Below are 20,003 nucleotides of genomic sequence, written 5' to 3'. Positions count from 1 at the left end.
AAGGCGTAACGACTTGGGCGCTGTCTCGGCAAGAGACCCGGTGAAATCATAATACCTGTGAAGATGCAGGTTACCCGCGACAAGACGGAAAGACCCCATGGAGCTTTACTGTAGCCTGGTATTGAAACTTTGTGCATCATGTACAGAATAGGTGGGAAGCTGTGAAGCGAGGGCGCCAGCCTTCGTGGAGCTGTCGTTGGGATACCACCCTTGATGTACGGAGTTTCTAACTTGCCGCCCTTATCGGGTGGAAGGACCATGCCAGGTGGGCAGTTTGACTGGGGCGGTCGCCTCCTAAAGAGTAACGGAGGCGCCCAAAGGTTCCCTCAGAATGGTCGGAAATCATTCGTAGAGTGTAAAGGCACAAGGGAGCTTGACTGCGAGACCTACAAGTCGAGCAGGGACGAAAGTCGGGCTTAGTGATCCGGTGGTTCCGCATGGAAGGGCCATCGCTCAACGGATAAAAGCTACCCTGGGGATAACAGGCTTATCTCCCCCAAGAGTCCACATCGACGGGGAGGTTTGGCACCTCGATGTCGGCTCATCGCATCCTGGGGCTGAAGTAGGTCCCAAGGGTTGGGCTGTTCGCCCATTAAAGCGGTACGCGAGCTGGGTTCAGAACGTCGTGAGACAGTTCGGTCCCTATCTGTCGCGGGCGTAGGAAGTTTGAGGAGAGCTGTCCTTAGTACGAGAGGACCGGGATGGACGCACCTCTGGTGCACCAGTTGTCACGCCAGTGGCACAGCTGGGTAGCTATGTGCGGACGGGATAAGCGCTGAAAGCATCTAAGCGTGAAGCCCCCTTCAAGATGAGACTTCCCATAGCGCAAGCTAGTAAGACCCCTCATAGACGATGAGGTTGATAGGTTCGGTGTGGAAGTGCAGTAATGCATGGAGCTGACGAATACTAATCGGTCGAGGACTTATCCACATTGCCTTTATGCTGACTTTCATTATCTAGTTTTGAAAGAACAATTCATTCATACTGTTCCTCAGTAGCTCAATGGTGGAGCAACCGGCTGTTAACCGGTAGGCTGGCGGTTCGAGTCCGTCCTGAGGAGCCATGCTCCTGTAGCTCAGTCGGTAGAGCGCTTCCATGGTAAGGAAGAGGTCGCAGGTTCGATTCCTGTCGGGAGCACCATAGCCATAATTGGCCCGTTGGTGAAGCGGTTTAACACAGCAGCCTTTCACGCTGTCATACAGGGGTTCGAATCCCCTACGGGTCACCATTTATCTGGAGGATTAGCTCAGCTGGGAGAGCATCTGCCTTACAAGCAGAGGGTCGGCGGTTCGATCCCGTCATCCTCCACCATTTTACTTTTATATTGTCGCGGGGTGGAGCAGCTCGGTAGCTCGTCGGGCTCATAACCCGAAGGTCGCAGGTTCAAATCCTGTCCCCGCAACCAAATTCTTGGAGCTGTGGTGAAGTTGGAGTTCACGCCGGTCTGTCACACCGGAGGTCGCGGGTTCGAGTCCCGTCAGCTCCGCCATCTTTTTAAAAGATGACGGTTTTAAATAACATAATTTGCGCCGGTGTAGCTCAATTGGTAGAGCACCTGACTTGTAATCAGGGGGTTGTGGGTTCAAGTCCTATCGCCGGCACCACATTATACATGGGGAGATAGTGAAGTGGCTAAACACGGCAGACTGTAAATCTGCTCCCTCCGGGTTCGGCGGTTCGAATCCGTCTCTCCCCACCATGTATGAGCCATTAGCTCAGTTGGTAGAGCATCTGACTTTTAATCAGAGGGTCGAAGGTTCGAGTCCTTCATGGCTCACCATTTTTTATGCGGACGTAGCTCAATTGGTAGAGCGTCGCCTTGCCAAGGCGAAGGTCGCGGGTTCGAGACCCGTCGTCCGCTCCATTATGTGCCCTTAGCTCAGCTGGATAGAGCGTTTGACTACGAATCAAAAGGTCGGGAGTTCGAATCTCTCAGGGCACGCCATATTACATATATCGGGAAGTAGCTCAGCTTGGTAGAGTACTTGGTTTGGGACCAAGGTGTCGCAGGTTCGAATCCTGTCTTCCCGACATTTTCGTTTTGCCGGGGTGGCGGAATAGGCAGACGCAACAGACTTAAAATCTGTCGGGAGTAATCCCGTACCGGTTCAAGTCCGGTCCTCGGCACCAATATAATTTGCGGGTGTAGTTCAATGGTAGAACTCCAGCCTTCCAAGCTGGTCGCGTGGGTTCGATTCCCATCACCCGCTCCATTGAATTAATCGAACTGGTTATCAGAAAAGAGTGTCCTTTTAAGGACACTCTTTTCTGATATATTGGATATTATCTAAATTTTGAAAGGTGGTTATAGATGATACCAAGAATTTACGAGTTATTTATTCCTCACGAGCACATAATCTCAGCTGTAAAAAACAGGAGCTGAGATTATGTGCTTTTATCGAAATATTATGCATAATATAAAGTATATTATTAATGTTACGTATCTATTGAGCTGACGAATTCTGTCTGGATGCAATGGGAAAGGCTTTTTTATTATTGTAAATCATATGGTAAGCGGATAAAAAAACGTGTAACTGTACTATTAGATTCACAGTAAATACTACCATTATGTTTTTCAATAATGTTTTTACAGATAGATAATCCGATCCCAGTATTATCGTCTTTGGTGGAAAAGAAAGGCTGAAAAAGTTTCTCTACAAGATCTTGAGGGATTTCTTCCCCATTATTCTCTACCATGATAGTAAGGCTGTCTGTATGTTTATATGTAGATACCTGTACGTGCTTGTATACGTTTGAACTAACCGCATCAATAGCATTGTTTAATAAATGAATGAGTACCTGAGATAGCCCTTCTTTGTAGCAATTTAAATCACAGGGCTCCATACGCATAATTAGTGTAACATTTTCAGCATGTAAACGAGGTGTCAGCAGTATTTCTACTTCATGAAGTAAATCAGTTAAGGAGACCTTTTTATATATTTCATCTAAAATAGGCTTCTTGCAAAAGCTCAGAAAACCTGTAATTTGCCGATGAAAACTATCAAATTCATGTAAAACAACCTGTACATAATTTTCCAAAACATGATTTCCATTTGTGCTTTCTAAAATTAATTTAAGAAAGCCTTCTATGGCACAAAGTGGGTTTCTTAACTCGTGAGCCATATTAGCTGCAATCTTATCAAGCATTTCTAATTTATCATTGTGTAAATAAGAAATGGTTTCTTCTTTTTCACTTAATTCATTTTGTACCAAATCCTCATAATTATGCACGGCTTGATATAAGGCTTCGTCAATCAATATCTTTAATCTTTTTTCCATGGAGGAGAGTTCTTCTGAAGAAATCAAATGGAGTGGTATATTTGATTGGATTTCCCCCATATATACATGATAGAGTATTTGAAATGTTTTTAAGGCTAATGATAAAGGGAGCTTTTCAGACCAAAACCAGTTGCCTATATCATGAGAGGATTCTCGGATGTCTTCTTCGTATACGTCACGTATAAGTAGGAGTGAGATTAGGTAGCATGGTTTTTCAGCCAAATGTCTAGGTAAAGTTACCCGATAGGGATGAAAGAGGTCCTCTAACTCATCTAACCATTTATCCGTAATTTTAGGTACTAGCGTTACTAAAAATTTAGAAATTTGCTCATATGTGAGCAATGTAACATTGACCATTACACCTTCACCCTCCTTCATCCTAATCAAGAATACAACTATTTTCAAGCAAAAAATACCCAATTCGTCATAAAATCGTAAGCCAAATTCCGACAAAAGCAAGAGACTTGCGTAAAATTAAGTCAGATGGTATAACGTTGGCATGTAAGTGAAATGGAAGGAGAGACTAGAATAAAGAATGGGCAAATAACGTAATGATACTAATAATAGTTAAAAAAGAAAAGTGCGAGTCAGATTCGACATTGATCTGCGTGCCTAATTGTAGATAACCTCGAATGGAATTGACATGCTACTGCTGCTCACACTAGATGGGGAGAAACCATGGAAACAAATACTCTAGTCGCTTTATTTCATATTTTTATTATCGATGTGGTTTTAAGTGGAGACAATGCTGTTGTTATTGGGATGGCCTGTCGTGGACTTTCGCCAATTGATCGTAAGAAAGCAATCCTATATGGTACGTTAGGTGCTATAATTTTGCGTGTGTTACTTACGATTGTGGCTACTTGGATGTTAGCTATTCCTCTGGTTAAAGCAGTGGGAGGAATTATGTTACTCTACATCTCTCTTAAATTGTTAGGAGGGGATGAGGACACAAGCGAGGTACAAATCAGCAAGAGCAGTGGACAGGCGATTAAAACGATTATCTTAGCCGATTTTATTATGAGTTTAGATAATGTACTAGCTGTGGGTGGTGCTGCCGGTGGAGATATTATCTTAGTAGTGATCGGTCTTGCTCTGAGTATTCCCTTATTGATGTTCGGTAGTAATCTGATTGCTAATCTGCTGGATCGCTATCCTATTCTCTTATATGTAGGGACAGGTATTCTGGCTTATACAGCTATTCATATGTTTTTGCAGGATCCTTTTGTCCTTGAGAAGATAGCTCCTTATCTTGCTATTCCTAATCAGGTCATCGCTGGGATCGTTGTTATAGTCGTGTTGTTGCTTGGAAAATGGCGTAGTAATCGTATATAAAAGGACAGGCTGGGATTGTTTCCTGGCCTGTTTTTTTTATGTATATAAAGGGTAGGATGCTAGTGTATGTAATTCTTTTGTTATGAAGTTGAGGAAACATGGGCATCGTAAGATTTCCGATCCAAATGATCTGAAGGTACGATGAGATTGGTCTTTTGTAAATACCACAAAAAATTGAAATATTTGGAATTGTTATAGGGAGAAAAATAGGCTTTAATCATTTACTTTAGTCATTTCTTCCAGTAAAAGGAACATATAGATGGTAGTATCACAGTTGGACAAGTTGATTTTTTGTGGCACGCAATATAAAACGCTTTCGATACTTTTGGCGGTAGCTGGTGATACTAACATAGATTGTGCAGAAATAGTCGAGAAAATGAAAAGGGAGGCGAGTCGATTGAATGTAGCTATGCTCACCCTATGGGGGATTTGGGATAGGATTTATCATTGCTGTAGAAGATTAAATTATATTCAGCAAGAACAGAATATCTTTCGCTATACGATCCTTCCATACAATGGTGAAATGTTGAAAACGAATAATGGTTATATTATTCAAAAAGGGGACCTAGTTATCCGCCTACATATCCATAATTATTTGTTAGCTAAACGTAGCGTAGGAATACACAGTGATGTACAAATTGGTCTAACATTAGTTCGTGAAGTAAAGAGATCTTTGCCTCAATTAGCTAGTGTAGTGAAGTCCCATCCAAAAGAGCGAGAGATTAAAGGAATTGTGGGTACAACGTTGTTATTTAAAGGCAGTGGACAACTAGGATTTTCAATGTCACCTGTTCCAAATGTTTGGTACTTTCGATTTAAACGCTGGTACCTCACTTTGTTAAAAATAGTTATGCATCCAAGTGGCAGAAAGGCACCTACTTCAATGGAGACACTTACACGTGTATTTATGTCAAAGGAAGAATTACTCGATCGATTTTAATCATGGAAGTCTCCTAACATTTGTATCATTATATACTACTTACCAAATCCCTATAAGGTAAAGGCTAATTGCCTCTATAAAAATTACCGAAAACAGTTGGAGGAAACTGCTAGGTTGAAAAGGATAGTTTTGTAACATTCTACCTTTAGAAATTGCAAATGGAATAACAAAAGCTTGTGATTTTTAAAGGTTATAACAGGAATTTTTTATTAATACTAAACTTTTATGGAAGAGAAAGTACCAAGTGGATGAGGAATTTACCAGGTTTCTCGCTAAAAATTGGCAGGAATACAGCTGACGTAATTCACACATATTAAACTTACAAAGTTGGCAAAACGACATAAGTGACATCTCGAAAGAAAGATTATATTCCTAAAGTATGGTTAGTAGCATTGAAAATATAAGGTTAGTCTTTGCATTTTGAATGCTGCTAACGAAATGTTGGTAGCCAAAAATTTTAGATTGGAGTGACTAGATATGCCAAACAACAATGGATCTAGCAACAACCTTCTGGTACCTCAAGCAAACCAAGCTCTTGACCAATTGAAATACGAAATCGCTTCTGAATTTGGTGTTCAACTTGGCCCAGACACAACTTCTCGTCAAAACGGTTCTGTTGGTGGAGAGATCACTAAACGTCTTGTAAGCTTTGCTGAACAACAATTGGCTGGACGTCAATAATTAAATAGCTGGATGAAGAAGGCGCCTTTATGGGCGTCTTTTTTATAGAAAAAATAATGATGGAATAAAATTTTATAAATGTTATCAAGTATAATGGAAACATTTATGCATTGAAAAAGCTTTCGTATTTAATACAATGGAAAATGAGGCTTATCAACATGGAACGCTATACTTACTATTGGAGGTTGATGCATGTTACGGAAACTGCTAATTGCGTGTATGGCATGTTTGTTCGGTCTGCAAACAGGAGTCATACAGGCAGAGGAAAAGAATGAATCCAGACAAGAAACGACTTCTACAACTGAAGAGGAAACGACTAAAGATAGATCTGAAGCATCAGAAGAAAAGAATGACTCTACTGAAAATGGGTCTGAAGATTCAGAACAAAATAAAGAGAAGAATAGTGAAGAACAAAAACAAAACGATGTTGAAAAAAATCAAAATAACCCAATAAAGGATATTGCAGGTCATGCGGCTGAAAAAGAGATTATATCTCTATTCGATAACAAGATCATATCTGCTACAGATGGGCTTTTTCGTCCAGATGAAGAGATTACCATGGCTGAATTTATCGTCCTGCTATTGAAGAGTAAACAAATTGAACCTACTACTGATGGAAAAAGTAGCTTCAGTGATGTACCCTTGCAAAACTGGGTGGCTCCCTATGCAGAAACAGCATTTCGTCTAGGTATCATTCAAGGAACTATAGAGAATGGCAAACGAACACTTAATCCGAATGGCTTGGTAGAAAGGCAGGAGTTGATTGCCATTCTAAATAGAGCAAGTGGTAAAAGTGGAGAAGTAAATAATGTGAAATGGTCAACAACCTATCATACATTAAAAAACTATCCCGACAGTCAAGATGTTCCTACGTGGAGCCAAAGGGAATATGCGTATGCCTTGCAAAATGAAGAAACTCAGAAAGCTTTAAATGGAAAGCTGGAGCCTGAAAAAAAGGTAACTCGGGCAGAGGCGGCTAGTCAGGTTTACTACTCATTATTTTTGCCTGATAAACAAGAGGCCTCATCTAAAAATACGACTCCTGTGGAGTTTCCATATACACGCGTTCTACAGGTAAAAACAACGGCCTATGACTTCACGAATGGACCAACGAAGGGATACCTTGGTTGGGACTTACGAGAGGGGATTGTAGCTGTTGATCCTTCTGTAATACCGCTTGGAACCCATTTATATATCGAGGGCTACGGGTATGCTGTAGCCGCTGACATAGGCTCGAAAGTAAAAAAGAATCATATTGATTTGTTCATGATCTCCCCAAAACAGGCGAGGGATCACGGTATTAAGCAAGCAAAGGTGTATATCTTGAATTAACTGGTCATATTTGCCTCCCAAATCGCTCATACTACAAAAAGCGAAGGGGGGCTTTTTTAGTGCACTGGTTTTTAGGATTTTTAACTGTACTTTTTCTTTTATTGATTTTGCTTCTGATCACCCCAATAAAAGTTTTTCTTCATTATCATCGAAAACAGGAAAATGATGTCTTGTCCATACATATTCGAGTTTGGAAATGGATTAAAATCGATTATGAGCTACCTATGATTAATTTCACCTTAAATAAAAACAATCAACCTGAAGTAGTGGCTAAAGTGAAAAAAAAGGGAGATGTTCTATCCAATACGGAAAGTAAGAAAAGTCTTGATACAGAGGATGTCGATCGATGGATGCATCGTGTTCAGGAATTGATTGAACGTGTTCAGGATTTTTACCCAATACTATGCCACGCTCTTCGCCATGTGTATTGTGAAAAATTGCAATGGCAAACCACAATAGGCATAGGAGATGCAGCAGCAACAGGAACTCTGATCGGTGCCGTGTTAGGAATTAAAAATATGTTGGCGTCGATGCTCTCCTATTACATTTCTTTGCAGGAAATGCCTCGTATTAGCGTAGAGCCCATGTGGAATGCTACTATCATCCGAACCGAACTTTCCTGTGTTCTTTTCTTTCGGATAGGACACGTTATTGTTGCGTTAGTTCGTATCGTAATTAAAATGAAGAAAGGGAGTGCGAGGAAATGGCAGATCACCCCATTCAGGGCTTAATGAAGACCACCATGGAGAATTTAAAGCATATGGTGGACGTCAATACTATTATTGGTGATCCGGTTGAAACACCGGATGGAAGCGTTATCTTACCCATTTCAAAAGTAGGCTTTGGTTTTGCTTCTGGAGGTAGTGAATTCAAGATTACTGGAGATCATCATCCTGACCACAGCCATCCATTTGGTGGAGGTAGTGGTGGAGGTGTGTCTATTACTCCTGTTGCTTTTTTGGTTGTCGGTAAGCAAGGGGTTCGTTCTATTCCACTGGAAAACTCGACACATTTGTACGATCGCATCCTAGACTCCATTCCACAAATTGTGGATAAGTTCTCCGGTATGTGTAACAACAAGAAGAATCAAGGTGAGGAAAGCTGTTCACATACGGGAACATATACACACCAAGTGCAAGAAGATCTAGGGGATTTGCTAGATAAGCAATAAAATGTGGATATGTTTCACTGATAAAAAAGAGCCGTTGGGAGATCATCTCCTCAACAGCTCTTTTTTGTACTTCCAAATACCTGTATTACTGCTCTAATTCAACTAGAAGATCCCCTACCTCAATGCTATCTCCTTCATTAACGTGTATAGCTTTAATTGTTCCGTCCGCAGGGGCTTGGAGGGTTGTCTCCATTTTCATTGCTTCACTAACAATTAAATTATGTCCACGGGAGATGGAATCGCCTGGTTTTACTAATACTTTTAGAATTTTACCTGGCATAGACGCGCCAATATGGCCTGGATTCTTACGGTCAGCCTTTAAGCGTACCGAAGCTGATACTTGTGCAGATAGATCACGTACCGTAATAATACGGTTTTGGCCATTCAAATCAAAGTTTACTTTGCGGGTTCCGTCAGGGAGTACTTCTCCAATATTGTTCAGTTTAATAATTAAGGTCTTCCCTTGTTCAATCGTAACGGAGGTTTCTTCACCTAAACGTAAACCATAGAAGAAAGTTGACGTTTCTAAATTGGACAGGTCACCATATAGTTTGGTTGTTTGTTCATATTGTAGGAACACTTGTGGATACATGATGTAAGATAGAACTTCCAGATCATCCACCTTGCGTTCCACTTTTTCTTCTACTTCTTGTTTTACCTTGTCAAAATCGATAGAGGAAAGCAATTCACCAGGTCGGCATGTAAATGCTTTTCGTCCTTTTAAAATAATATGTTGTAGCTTTTCTGGGAAACCATTAGGCGGTTGTCCTAGATAGCCTTGGAAGAATTGAATAACACTGTCTGGGAAATCAATTCGATCCCCTTTTTCATAAATGTTCTCTTCATCCAAGTCATTTTGGACCATAAACAGAGCCATATCACCAACTACTTTGGAAGAAGGTGTTACTTTTACAATATCGCCAAACATTTTATTGACAGTGCTGTACATTTTCTTCACTTCGTCCCAGCGACCTTCTAAACCAACGGCCTTTGCTTGTTGCTCTAAATTAGAATACTGACCACCTGGCATTTCGTGTTGGTAAACTTCAGCACTAGTTGATTTCATATCGCTGGAAAAACCTTGGTACATCGGGCGAACATCTTCCCAGTAATCCGATAGTTTATTGAAGCCGTCTAGATCAAGCTTTGTATCCCGTTCAGTTCCTTCTAGCAAGGCTACAAGGGCATTAAGGCTTGGTTGAGAGGTGAGACCAGACATAGAGCTTACAGAAGCATCTACAATATCTACCCCTGCTTCAATAGCTTTAACTAACGTAGCACCACCATTACCAGAGCTGTCATGTGTATGCAGATGAATCGGAATGCCGATCTCCTGCTTCAGAGCATGGACAAGCTGATAAGCCGCATATGGTTTTAAGAGTCCTGCCATGTCCTTGATAGCAAGAATGTTGGCCCCTGCTTTTTCTAGCTGTTTGGCAAGCTCTATATAATAGGATAGGGAGTATTTTGTTCGATTTGGATCAAGAATATCGCCGGTATAACAAATGGCTGCTTCTGCGACCTTGCCTGATTCGCGTACAGAATTAATGGCAAGCTCCATACCAGGCAACCAGTTTAGGCTGTCGAAAATACGGAATACATCAATCCCATTCTCAGCAGATGCTTTAATAAACGCTTTAACGCCATTGTCTGGGTAATTGGTGTAGCCAACCGCATTTGCTCCACGCAACAGCATTTGGAACAAGACATTTGGAATTTTTTCGCGTAACAGACGCAATCGTTCCCATGGTGATTCACTTAAGAAGCGCATGCTGGTATCGAATGTTGCACCGCCCCACATTTCCAAGGAAAATAAATCTCCGCCCATTTTACCCGTTGCTTCAGCGATAGCAAGCATATCGTAGGTACGTACTCTTGTAGCAAATAAGGATTGATGGGCATCCCGGAAGGTGGTATCTGTAAGTAAAACTTTATTTTGGGCTTGAATCCATTTTGTTAAGCCTTCAACGCCTTCTAGCTCTAAAATTTGTTTTGTACCGGCCGGATAAGGCTGGTCAAATGGTGTTTTTGGTACACGGGGAGAATGAAATAGCGGTTTCTCCTCTTTCGTTAGCCCAGGATAGCCATTAACTGAGATATTTCCAATATAATTAAGCAAACGTGTACCACGGTCTTGTACACCAGGGAATTTGAACAATTCCGGCTTTGAATCAATAAACGAGGTATTATAATTGCCTGATAAGAAATCAGGATGTGTCACCACGTTTTTCAAAAATGGTAGATTGGTCTTGACCCCGCGAATCCGAAATTCTCGTAAGCTACGTAGCATTTTACGTGAAGCTTGTTCAAACGTATTTGCATAGGTACAAATTTTAACAAGTAGGGAGTCATAGTATGGTGTAATAACAGCCCCAGGGTACCCATTGTTTCCGTCCAAACGTACGCCAAATCCTTCGCCAGAACGCCATGCCAGCAATTTCCCAGCATCAGGGATAAAGCCGTTTTCTGGATCTTCTGTCGTAACGCGACATTGGATGGCATAGCCGCTCATTGTAATGTCATCCTGCGAAGTAATACCTATTTGAGGATCGCTTAAATGTAAGCCTTCTGCTACACGGATTTGGGTTTGCACGATATCAATGCCAGTAATCAGCTCTGTAATCGTATGTTCTACCTGAATCCGTGGATTTACCTCAATAAAATAAAATTTATTATCTGGTGTGAGTAAAAACTCAACGGTCCCTGCATTTGAATAACCAGCCGTTTTCATTAAGGTTAGGGCGGCTTGGCAGATTTCTTCACGTAGCTCGTCAGAGAGTGTTGTACTTGGTGCTACTTCTACGACTTTCTGATGACGGCGTTGGATAGAGCAATCGCGTTCAAATAAGTGAACCAGATTACCATACTGATCTCCTATGATTTGTACTTCAATATGTTTTGGATTTTCTAGGTATCGTTCCAGATAAACCTCTGCGTTTCCAAAGGAAGAGTTGGCTTCTGAGCGGGCTCTTTCCAATCCTTCCTGCAATTCCTCTGGACCCCGAACAATTCGCATACCTCGACCGCCGCCGCCGGATACCCCTTTGATAATGATAGGGAAACCTGATTGACGCGAAAAATCTAAGGCTTCATCCAAAGATTCAATGGAGTCTTCCGTACCTGGGATGACTGGGATACCAGCCTCAATTGCCAGTTTACGGGCTTCTACTTTATCACCAAATTTTTTGATTAAATCTGAAGAGGGACCAATAAAGATAATTCCTTCTTCCTTACAACGACGAGCAAACTCCTCATTTTCCGATAAGAAACCATAACCGGGATGGATAGCATCGATATTGTGTCTCTTAGCAATCTCAATGATTCCCTCGATATCCAGATAGGCTTCAATTGGTCCTTTTCCCTCGCCAATTAAGTAAGATTCATCGGCTTTAAATCGATGTAGTGAAATATTGTCTTGCTCTGAGTAAATGGCAACAGTACGGATTGTTAACTCAGTAGCTGCGCGGAAAATGCGAATAGCAATTTCTCCACGGTTTGCTACTAGCAGTCTTTTAATTTTTCTCTGCTCCATGATTTTTCTCCCCTATCGGTATGTAAGTGGTAGGTCAACAACTCTATCATGTGCTTTCTTTCCATGATACAAAAAAACACTTGTATTTACATTATTTTTTGTACCATTTTTCTTGCCTTTTCAGCTAATAAGACAAATTCGTGACTTTATCTACAACTATACCCAAAAAAGGTAGTTTTGAACAAAACGATAAAGAAAGTTAATTTTTAGATTTTCATAAGGATGGTCAAAATAACTCAATTAGAGAGGAAACATACTTTTCTTCTCCTACGAAACATTATAAAATAGGTTAGCGTTAATCAAGAATCATAGATTGCACCGTTATGTAATGTGAATAGGAGAATACTTATTATGAAACTAATGATCGTGGTGGTGGTTACCATGTTGATTAGCTGTGTAGAAACGGTGTCCTATGCTGCACGACTTTCCGGTGCACGTACAGGAAAAATTGGTGCTTCTACTTCGCTTTTCAACATATTGGTGTTATTCGCCCGGTTTGCTGTTATGAGTCAGTCCATTCTGTTGGCCTCAATGCTTGAAGCTGTTACTCGTTTTAAGGATAAGATTCCATTCATGAACTACGAGGAATTAATTAATGATTTGTTAATAAATTTTCGCATTGTTTTGTTTGGAATGAGCATGGGTATCGTGTTGGGGATGTTTCTGTTACCTACAGTTGCACGTGTGCTAGCCATTGGTACACGTAAATTGGATAAGCATGGTAGTGTTCCTAAAATTTTTCGTAGAGAAGGCATTCTGCGCCTATTTTGGAAAATGCCCTCCCAATTTTGGATTCCATCGTTTCGAAATAATTGGCAGATTATAAAAGAAACCCGTATAGGTGCTAATTTCTTTTGGATGAATGCCATTATTTTTTCATTCTATTCCATTGCTATCTTATCATCGCTTTACGCAGGGGTCCTTGTGCCCGATCATCGTACGGTAGCGAACCAAATGGCTACGGTCATTAATGGAGTGGGAACCATTTTATTGGTTATTTTTGTTGACCCGATCTGTTCAAAGCTACTCGATGATGTAGTTAGTGATGCACGACCTTATAAGGATTTAAAGGTTACGGTATTTCATCTCGGTGCTGGACGGTTACTGGGTACAGTAATTGCACAAGTTTTACTATTTCCATTTGCCTACCTGATATCACTCATAGCACCACATATTTAGGAAGAACAAGTATAGTACTACTTGGAATGCCCGAAACGGCTGTTAGGTGCTTCCTCTTACTAGCAGTATATAAGTGTGACCTCCACAGCGCAATTCCTCCCAAAATGGGGAATGCGCTTTTTTTGCTGTTTTATCTGATAGGAAGTCCACAAAGGGCATTAAAATTTCTACTAGACGTGAAAAAAGGCAGTATTTAGGAGGGTTTTTAAATAGCAAATAAACTCCTGCCTATGTTAGGTATTGGAAGCCAGATGATAAAATTAAAATAATCTGATCCTGATATGGATGGTGTATTTGCATGAAACGGTTTACCGGTTCTTTTTTTTGTCCAAAATAGGGAGAGGAGGGAATCATATGGACCTGCTGAGAAGAGAGCCAGTGGAGATTTGGAGATTGCTTATTCCACGAAAACAGTGGTTATTTGCTCAAGATACTGATCCCAGCGAATTTATTTTTCGCTATCGAGATAAAGTGTATGTAGTAAACGAGGATGGTTCTGTGATTTCACTACCTAGACCCCTACAAATAGATCGGATGAGTGTTGTTCAACTACTCGATTTAATGGTGATGGGCTCGGGTACATTTGATTACGATGATAATGGCATTTTTGATGTGGGTGGTGTGTTGAAGGATATGGGCTATATGGCGGCCATTGGATCGGAGAAGTATGATTATCATGTAGAGATTGTTAATACTCTTGATCCAGATACGATGAGTAGCCGCTATACTCTAAAGGATGTAAGCTTCACATTTGCCCTATATCACGCTATCCTGCGATGTCATGAGTTAAATCTAAAAAGTGACGGGCTATTTGAACATGAAGTGAAAGAAATCGTAAAGATTGAACCTAGAAAACATAGATCGAAACGCTATTTACATTAAGAATTACATTTTTAAACGTTTTGATAGTGAAATGTTTCATAAAAACATGTATGATAATTGTACTACATAGTTACAAAGTTAGAGGAGGGTTACCTATGTCTACAATTGAACGTCAAGGCGTCGTTACTTTTAAAGACCAACCAGTTACACTACTAGGTCCAGAAATTAAAGTGGGAGATACAGCTCCTGAGTTTTCCGTGCTTGCAAACAACCTAAGCCCAGTTACACTGGCTGATTCCAAAGGTACGATTCGTCTTATTTCTGTAGTGCCATCCTTAGATACAGGTGTTTGCGATCAACAAACTCGTCGTTTCAACGAAGAGGCAGCTAAATTAGACAATGTAACAATTCTTACCGTTTCTGTAGATTTGCCATTTGCGCAAGCACGTTGGTGTGGAGCTGCTGGCATTGATAAGGTTCAAACTGTATCTGATCATCGTGATCTTTCTTTCGGTTTGGCTTACGGTGTAGCTATTAAGGAACTTCGTTTATTGTCCCGCGCAGTATTCGTTGTAGATTCTAATGATAAAGTTGTTTACGTAGAATATTTGCCAGCAGTAGGCCAGCATCCTAATTACGAAGCAGCAATCGAAGCGGTAAAAGCAGCGAAATAAGGAAGGGAACATTCGCTGTTTCTTTTTTCATAAAGGAAATAAAAAAGTCTTCTCAATTAGAGAGGGCTTTTTTACGTTTGAAAAAGTTAAGTGCGATAAAAAAATTTTAGCATTTAAGAATAATGGTTCTGTATGGTTTTTTTGTATGAATAAATGATAACAATTGGTAAAATTGTTGACTTTTATAGATGTGCTACCCCATAATATGGATAAAATTGTTTTTATAAAATTTTAATTTATCACATAATTCATTCTACTACTCGTGCAAAGCAGGTGACCTATGGAGAAAAAACAGACCGAACCTTTGCTGGAAATCTCTAACCTAGAAGCTGGCTTCCGTATTAACAAACAATTTTACAATGCGGTAGATGGTGTTTCCTTTTCGGTTGATCCTGGCAAAGTGATTTGTATCGTTGGAGAATCAGGTTGCGGAAAAAGCGTCATGTCTTTATCCATTATGGGATTGTTACCAAAAGAAACAGGAAAAGTGGCAAATGGAAGCATTCTTTTCCAAAATAAAAATTTGGTGGGACTCCCAGCAGATGAATTGAATAAAATACGTGGAAAAGAGCTGGGAATGATCTTTCAAGAACCTATGACAGCATTAAACCCCGTGTTTACGATCGGATTCCAGATAGAAGAGGTTTTGTTTAATCATCTGAAAATTTCGAAAAATGAAGCAAGAAGTCGTTCCATTGAATTGCTCTCACATGTTGGAATCCCACGACCAGAAAAACTTGTAGACCAATATCCTCATCAACTATCGGGAGGAATGAGGCAACGTGTCATGATCGCCATGGCCATTGCATGCCAGCCAAAGCTACTGATTGCCGATGAACCTACTACAGCATTGGATGTGACGATTCAGGCACAGATTTTAGAACTATTACGTGACATTCAATCCAAGAGTGGGATGTCTGTCATGCTGATTACACATGATTTGGGAGTAGTAGCTGAGATGGCAGATGAAGTGATGGTTATGTATGCCGGTAAAATTGTGGAGCAAGGTAGTGTAGAACAAATTTTTTATGAGCCGAAGCATCCATACTTACAGCTGTTGTTAGAGTCTATTCCGAAATTGGATGAAAATAAAGACCGACTATATTCCATAAAGGGAATAGTGCCATCACTGGTCAACATGCCAAGGATAGGATGCAGATTTGCTTCCCGATGTCCAAAAGTCATGCCAGAGTGCACCGCGGTCTCGCCAGAGCTAGGTGATATTGGTGATTCACATAAAGTGCGTTGCCTACTTTACCCTCAAAGTCAACCTAACGAAATTGCGGAGGCGTCGCTATGAACCAAACCACTGCTCATACAAAAACAAAAGCTTTGCTAGAAGTCAAGAATCTTAAAAAATATTATCCAATCACAGGTGGCTTATTTAAACGAAAAATTGGTGAAGTGAAGGCAGTAGACGATATTTCATTTGTGCTAAGAGATGGAGAAACACTTGGACTGGTAGGGGAATCAGGCTGTGGAAAATCGACAGCAGGACGTACCATCTTGCGGCTAACGGACCCGACAGCCGGTAGCATTTACTTTGATAATAACGACATTACAAGCATTAAAGGAAAACAGCTATGGGATACTCGTCAACATATGCAAATGGTTTTTCAAGATCCCTACGCTTCGTTAAATCCTAAGATGATGGTAGGACATTTGGTGGCTGAACCAATTCGTAATTACACCAATCGGACGGAAAAAGATATAAAAGCTGAGGTTATGGAGCTACTTATACGTGTCGGGTTACCAGAAGAGGCTTATTATAAATATCCTCATGAATTCTCTGGTGGTCAACGTCAACGGGTTGGGATTGCAAGAGCACTAGCGTTAAAGCCTAAATTAATTTTGGCAGACGAGCCTGTTTCGGCTTTAGATGTATCAGTCCAATCACAAGTGTTGAATCTTTTGCAGGATTTACAGGAAGAATTCAAATTATCCTATTTGTTTATAGCTCATAACTTAAGTGTTGTAAAACATATCAGTGATCGGATAGGGGTTATGTATCTCGGGAGATTGGTTGAAGTAACCGATAAGCATAGCTTGTATAAAGAGCCATTGCATCCATACACACAAGCGCTACTATCTACAATTCCTGTGCCTGATCCACGAGCTAGATTCAACCGAGAGCGAATTATTTTACAAGGAGATGTTCCTTCACCTGAGAAGCCTCCTGCTGGCTGTGCTTTTCATCTTCGCTGTCCATATGTAAAGCAGGAGTGTAAAGAGATAAAACCGAGCTTGAAGGAGGTGAGCGAAGGACATCAAGTTGCTTGCCATTTATATTAGTCAACTAACTTTAATCAGAATAAAATAAGGGGGATTATTACATGAAAAAGAAAAATACAGTTGTTTTGTCAGCTTTTTTAGCCCTATCGATGGGCATAGTAGGGTGTTCTAAGCCAGCGGATACAACACAAACCAAACCAACTGAGCCAACACAAGCGGCTACCACTGAACAACAACCTAAAGATGGTGGGAAAATTGTCTATGCCTATGAAAGCCCGTTTCAAGGCTTATTGGATCGTAGTTTTTATGAAGGGGATGACGATGATCGAATCCTGCGCTTTATGATGGACTCCTTGCTAGATACAGGAGATGATTTGAAAACCTATTCGAAGATCGCTTCCTGGAAAGAAAGTCCTGACCACTTAACCTATACGTTTACCCTTAAAAAGGGCGTAAAGTGGCACAATGGTGATGAGTTGACGGTTGAGGACTGGTTATATGCTTTTGAGGTAATAGGACATAAGGATTATAAAGGATCTCGCTATTCGAATGTAAAAATGATTGCAGGAATGGATGAATATAATAAGGGAGTTGCAAAAACCATTTCTGGTGTAAAAATTATTGATCCGTACAATATTGAAATCAAAATTAAAAAACCTATGGTAAATTTCTTAGATAATATTTGGTCGAATCCAATGCCGAAAAAATATTATGCAGGCATCTCTGTAAAAGACCTACCAAATTCTCCAAAGGTTCGCCAGCAGCCGATCGGACTTGGACCATTTAAAGTGAAAAAAATTCAACCAGGTGAGTTTGTTGAACTAGAGCGTTTTGATGATTACTGGCAAGGCAAACCTCATTTGGATGGTGTTATATATAAAGTCATTGACGGAAAATTAGCAAATAGCTTGTTGAAAAAAGGCGAAGTTGATATTATGGCAATTCCGCGTTCCCAGGTTAAAGAGATAGAAAAAAATGATAATTTGATATTGAAAGAAGTGGATGAGCTAGCGTATAGCTATATTGGATTTAAGCTAGGTCATTGGGATGAAAATAAAAAGGTAAATGTGATGGATAATCCAAAATTTGCTGATAAGCGGTTACGTCAGGCGATGGCCTATGCGCTGGACCGTAAAGCGTTGGCTGATGCCTTTGAAAATGGTAAGGCTGTACCACTTAACTCACCAATGCCACCTGTGAGCTGGGCAAAGGTTCCTGCTGATCAAATTAATGCGTACGAATACAATCCTGAGAAAGCAAAACAGCTACTAGACGAGGCTGGATATAAGGATATTAATGGGGATGGATTCCGGGAAGATCCGCAAGGTAAGAAATTCACAATTAATTATGATGCGATGACACGTGACGAGACTGCCGAACCTCGGGCACAAGCAGTGATGCAATTCTGGAAAGAGGTAGGTTTAGATGCAAAGCTAAATGGTGGAGCATTAAAAGAATTTAACCTATTCTATCGAACAGTCGAAAAAGATGAGCCAAGTGTCGAGGTGTTTGCTGGAGCTTGGTCTCTGGCAAATGATCCTGATCCAACAGGTTTATGGAAAATAGATGCTTTCTGGAATTTCCCTCGATGGGTAAATGCGGAATCAGACAAATTGATTGAAGAAGGAATTAGTGAAAAGGCGTTTGATGAAAATTACCGTAAAGAAGTTTATTTTAAATGGCAAAAACTAGTCAACGAAGAAGTGCCGATGATTATCTTGCACGCTCGTAAGGATATTACCGCGTATAACAAACGTCTACAAGGCGTTCATACCAACTCCTTTACCAACCAGATAGATACGCATAAATGGTGGGTTACCAACTAATACAGCTGTAGAACAAGGGGAGTGTACGAATGGTTGCGTTTGCGCTGCGGAGATTTTTTACCATGATTCCAATTTTGATTCTGATCTCCATTGCGGTGTTCACCCTGGCAAAATTAATGCCAGGGGACGCCCTTTCGGGGAAGATTGACCCTAATAATGCCAATCCTGAGTATATAGCCAAAATGCGAGAATCACTCGGATTTAACGATCCCATTCCTGTTCAATATGGACGCTGGGTGGGTGGCTTTTTACAAGGAAATTTAGGTGATTCATTCAATCATAAAATGCCAGTTACTCAGCTAATTGGTGAACGGTTACCTAATACCATTTTTCTGATGAGTATGTCCTTGATTTTTACTTATCTGGGCGCTTTGGTGATGGGTATGATTGCAGCACGGCGTCGTTTTACATGGATAGATAATATCATTGTGACGCTAAATTATGTTGGATATGCCATTCCATCGTTCTTTGCAGCTATTGTGTGCATATATGTGTTTGCCATTTTATTGGGATGGGTACCCGCAAGCGGTTCCATCGGCGTGGATGTTGATCAGGGAACCCTATCTTACTATTTGAGCAAAATAGGACATACGATTTTGCCTGCTACTGTACTAGGTCTATTTAATACGGCTGCCTATACACAATTTTTGCGCAACGACATCATCGAAGGAAGCGGCAAGGATTATGTACGTACAGCAATGGCAAAAGGCACAGGTGAAACAGCTATTTATAACAAGCATATTTTGCGCAACTCTCTTATCCCGATGGTAACATTTCTAGGACTTGATATTGGTAACCTACTTGGGGGAGCGGTAATAGTCGAAACCATCTTTACTTATCCTGGACTGGGACAACTCTTTATCAACTCCGTTAACAACCGAGATTATTCTGTCGTTATGTCGATCACTATGCTGCTAACCTTTATGGCGCTATTAGGAAACCTGATAGCGGATTGGTTGTACAGTGTCGTTGATCCTCGGATACGATTGAAATAGGGAGG

The 20,003-nt window shown here is 40.7% G+C and carries 15 protein-coding genes, 14 tRNA genes and 1 rRNA gene (1 of these 30 only partly in view); 28 read left to right on the top strand and 2 right to left on the bottom strand.

Annotation, left to right across the window (positions count from 1 at the left end; genetic code table 11):
- The 15 genes from ACQV1I_RS20490 to ACQV1I_RS20420 all read left to right on the top strand — a co-directional run.
- A 23S ribosomal RNA gene (locus tag ACQV1I_RS20490) occupies positions 1-930 on the top strand (it extends 1,999 nt beyond the left edge of the window).
- A 58-nt stretch (positions 931-988) separates the two neighbouring features.
- Positions 989-1,063 (top strand) — tRNA-Asn (locus ACQV1I_RS20485).
- Between the two features lies 1 nt (position 1,064).
- Positions 1,065-1,140 (top strand) — tRNA-Thr (locus ACQV1I_RS20480).
- Between the two features lie 11 nt (positions 1,141-1,151).
- Positions 1,152-1,228: transfer RNA gene (locus tag ACQV1I_RS20475), tRNA-Glu, on the top strand.
- 7 nt (positions 1,229-1,235) lie between these two features.
- Positions 1,236-1,311: transfer RNA gene (locus ACQV1I_RS20470), tRNA-Val, on the top strand.
- A gap of 17 nt (positions 1,312-1,328) precedes the next feature.
- Positions 1,329-1,405, top strand: a tRNA-Met gene (locus ACQV1I_RS20465).
- A gap of 7 nt (positions 1,406-1,412) precedes the next feature.
- Positions 1,413-1,489: transfer RNA gene (locus tag ACQV1I_RS20460), tRNA-Asp, on the top strand.
- A 39-nt stretch (positions 1,490-1,528) separates the two neighbouring features.
- Positions 1,529-1,604 (top strand) — tRNA-Thr (locus ACQV1I_RS20455).
- 10 nt (positions 1,605-1,614) lie between these two features.
- A tRNA-Tyr gene (locus ACQV1I_RS20450) sits at positions 1,615-1,699 on the top strand.
- Positions 1,700-1,704: 5 nt separating this feature from the next.
- A tRNA-Lys gene (locus tag ACQV1I_RS20445) sits at positions 1,705-1,780 on the top strand.
- A gap of 8 nt (positions 1,781-1,788) precedes the next feature.
- Positions 1,789-1,864 (top strand) — tRNA-Gly (locus tag ACQV1I_RS20440).
- 4 nt (positions 1,865-1,868) lie between these two features.
- A tRNA-Arg gene (locus tag ACQV1I_RS20435) sits at positions 1,869-1,945 on the top strand.
- A gap of 12 nt (positions 1,946-1,957) precedes the next feature.
- Positions 1,958-2,031 (top strand) — tRNA-Pro (locus ACQV1I_RS20430).
- A gap of 12 nt (positions 2,032-2,043) precedes the next feature.
- Positions 2,044-2,130, top strand: a tRNA-Leu gene (locus ACQV1I_RS20425).
- Between the two features lie 9 nt (positions 2,131-2,139).
- A tRNA-Gly gene (locus ACQV1I_RS20420) sits at positions 2,140-2,213 on the top strand.
- 280 nt (positions 2,214-2,493) lie between these two features.
- Here the strand turns inward: ACQV1I_RS20420 and ACQV1I_RS20415 are convergent.
- Positions 2,494-3,636, bottom strand: a complete 1,143-nt coding sequence (locus ACQV1I_RS20415; RefSeq protein ID WP_094701066.1) for a sensor histidine kinase — start codon at positions 3,634-3,636, stop codon at positions 2,494-2,496.
- A 321-nt stretch (positions 3,637-3,957) separates the two neighbouring features.
- On the opposite strand from ACQV1I_RS20415, the gene ACQV1I_RS20410 reads away from it, so the two are divergent.
- The 6 genes from ACQV1I_RS20410 (at position 3,958) to ytfJ (ending at position 8,738) form a co-directional block, all read left to right on the top strand.
- Entirely contained in the window at positions 3,958-4,614 is a 657-nt protein-coding gene (locus ACQV1I_RS20410; protein WP_018671551.1) for a TerC family protein, read from the top strand.
- Positions 4,615-4,873: 259 nt separating this feature from the next.
- A complete protein-coding gene (locus ACQV1I_RS20405; protein ID WP_236645804.1) occupies positions 4,874-5,554 on the top strand; it encodes a YkoP family protein in 681 nt (226 codons plus the stop codon).
- 477 nt (positions 5,555-6,031) lie between these two features.
- Positions 6,032-6,235, top strand: coding sequence for an alpha/beta-type small acid-soluble spore protein (locus ACQV1I_RS20400; protein ID WP_018671553.1), 204 nt, complete (start codon positions 6,032-6,034; stop codon positions 6,233-6,235).
- A gap of 192 nt (positions 6,236-6,427) precedes the next feature.
- Complete coding sequence (locus tag ACQV1I_RS20395; RefSeq protein ID WP_116334270.1) at positions 6,428-7,567, top strand: 3D domain-containing protein; 1,140 nt, start codon at positions 6,428-6,430, stop codon at positions 7,565-7,567.
- Positions 7,568-7,626: 59 nt separating this feature from the next.
- Complete coding sequence (locus ACQV1I_RS20390; RefSeq protein WP_116334269.1) at positions 7,627-8,298, top strand: DUF2953 domain-containing protein; 672 nt, start codon at positions 7,627-7,629, stop codon at positions 8,296-8,298.
- A complete protein-coding gene (ytfJ, locus tag ACQV1I_RS20385; RefSeq protein ID WP_094701070.1) occupies positions 8,271-8,738 on the top strand; it encodes a GerW family sporulation protein in 468 nt (155 codons plus the stop codon). The genes ACQV1I_RS20390 and ytfJ overlap by 28 nt, the downstream gene beginning before the upstream one ends.
- 85 nt (positions 8,739-8,823) lie before the next feature.
- Here ytfJ and pyc read toward each other — a convergent pair whose 3' ends face one another.
- A complete protein-coding gene (gene pyc / locus ACQV1I_RS20380; protein ID WP_116334268.1) occupies positions 8,824-12,270 on the bottom strand; it encodes a pyruvate carboxylase in 3,447 nt (1,148 codons plus the stop codon).
- 351 nt (positions 12,271-12,621) lie between these two features.
- Here pyc and ACQV1I_RS20375 point away from each other — a divergent pair, with 351 nt between their 5' ends.
- The 7 genes from ACQV1I_RS20375 to opp4B all read left to right on the top strand — a co-directional run bounded on the left by ACQV1I_RS20375 (position 12,622) and on the right by opp4B (position 19,998).
- Positions 12,622-13,449 (top strand): lipid II flippase family protein, encoded by an 828-nt coding sequence (locus tag ACQV1I_RS20375; protein WP_018671701.1) that lies wholly within the window; start codon positions 12,622-12,624, stop codon positions 13,447-13,449.
- Between the two features lie 354 nt (positions 13,450-13,803).
- On the top strand, positions 13,804-14,331 hold the full coding sequence (locus ACQV1I_RS20370) for a hypothetical protein (protein ID WP_116334267.1): 528 nt from the start codon (positions 13,804-13,806) through the stop codon (positions 14,329-14,331).
- A gap of 95 nt (positions 14,332-14,426) precedes the next feature.
- Positions 14,427-14,945: a thiol peroxidase gene (gene tpx, locus ACQV1I_RS20365; protein WP_018671703.1), complete on the top strand. Its 519-nt coding sequence runs from the start codon at positions 14,427-14,429 to the stop codon at positions 14,943-14,945.
- A 280-nt stretch (positions 14,946-15,225) separates the two neighbouring features.
- The gene (locus tag ACQV1I_RS20360; RefSeq protein WP_094701073.1) at positions 15,226-16,245 is read left to right on the top strand and encodes an ABC transporter ATP-binding protein; all 1,020 of its coding nucleotides are present in this window, start codon (positions 15,226-15,228) and stop codon (positions 16,243-16,245) included.
- A complete protein-coding gene (locus ACQV1I_RS20355; protein WP_104149973.1) occupies positions 16,242-17,237 on the top strand; it encodes an ABC transporter ATP-binding protein in 996 nt (331 codons plus the stop codon). Before ACQV1I_RS20360 ends, ACQV1I_RS20355 begins: the two co-directional genes overlap by 4 nt.
- 41 nt (positions 17,238-17,278) lie before the next feature.
- Positions 17,279-19,003 carry an oligopeptide ABC transporter substrate-binding protein gene (opp4A, locus tag ACQV1I_RS20350; protein ID WP_116334266.1) on the top strand — a complete coding sequence of 575 codons (1,725 nt, stop codon included), beginning with the start codon at positions 17,279-17,281 and terminating at the stop codon, positions 19,001-19,003.
- A 29-nt stretch (positions 19,004-19,032) separates the two neighbouring features.
- The gene (gene opp4B / locus ACQV1I_RS20345) at positions 19,033-19,998 is read left to right on the top strand and encodes an oligopeptide ABC transporter permease (protein ID WP_018671707.1); all 966 of its coding nucleotides are present in this window, start codon (positions 19,033-19,035) and stop codon (positions 19,996-19,998) included.
- Positions 19,999-20,003 lie beyond the last annotated feature (5 nt).

Origin of the sequence: Brevibacillus sp. JB24b (assembly GCF_051713385.1) — a bacterium.
Lineage (GTDB): Bacteria > Bacillota > Bacilli > Brevibacillales > Brevibacillaceae > Brevibacillus_B > Brevibacillus_B laterosporus.
This window is presented reverse-complemented; position numbering and strand designations above follow the sequence as displayed.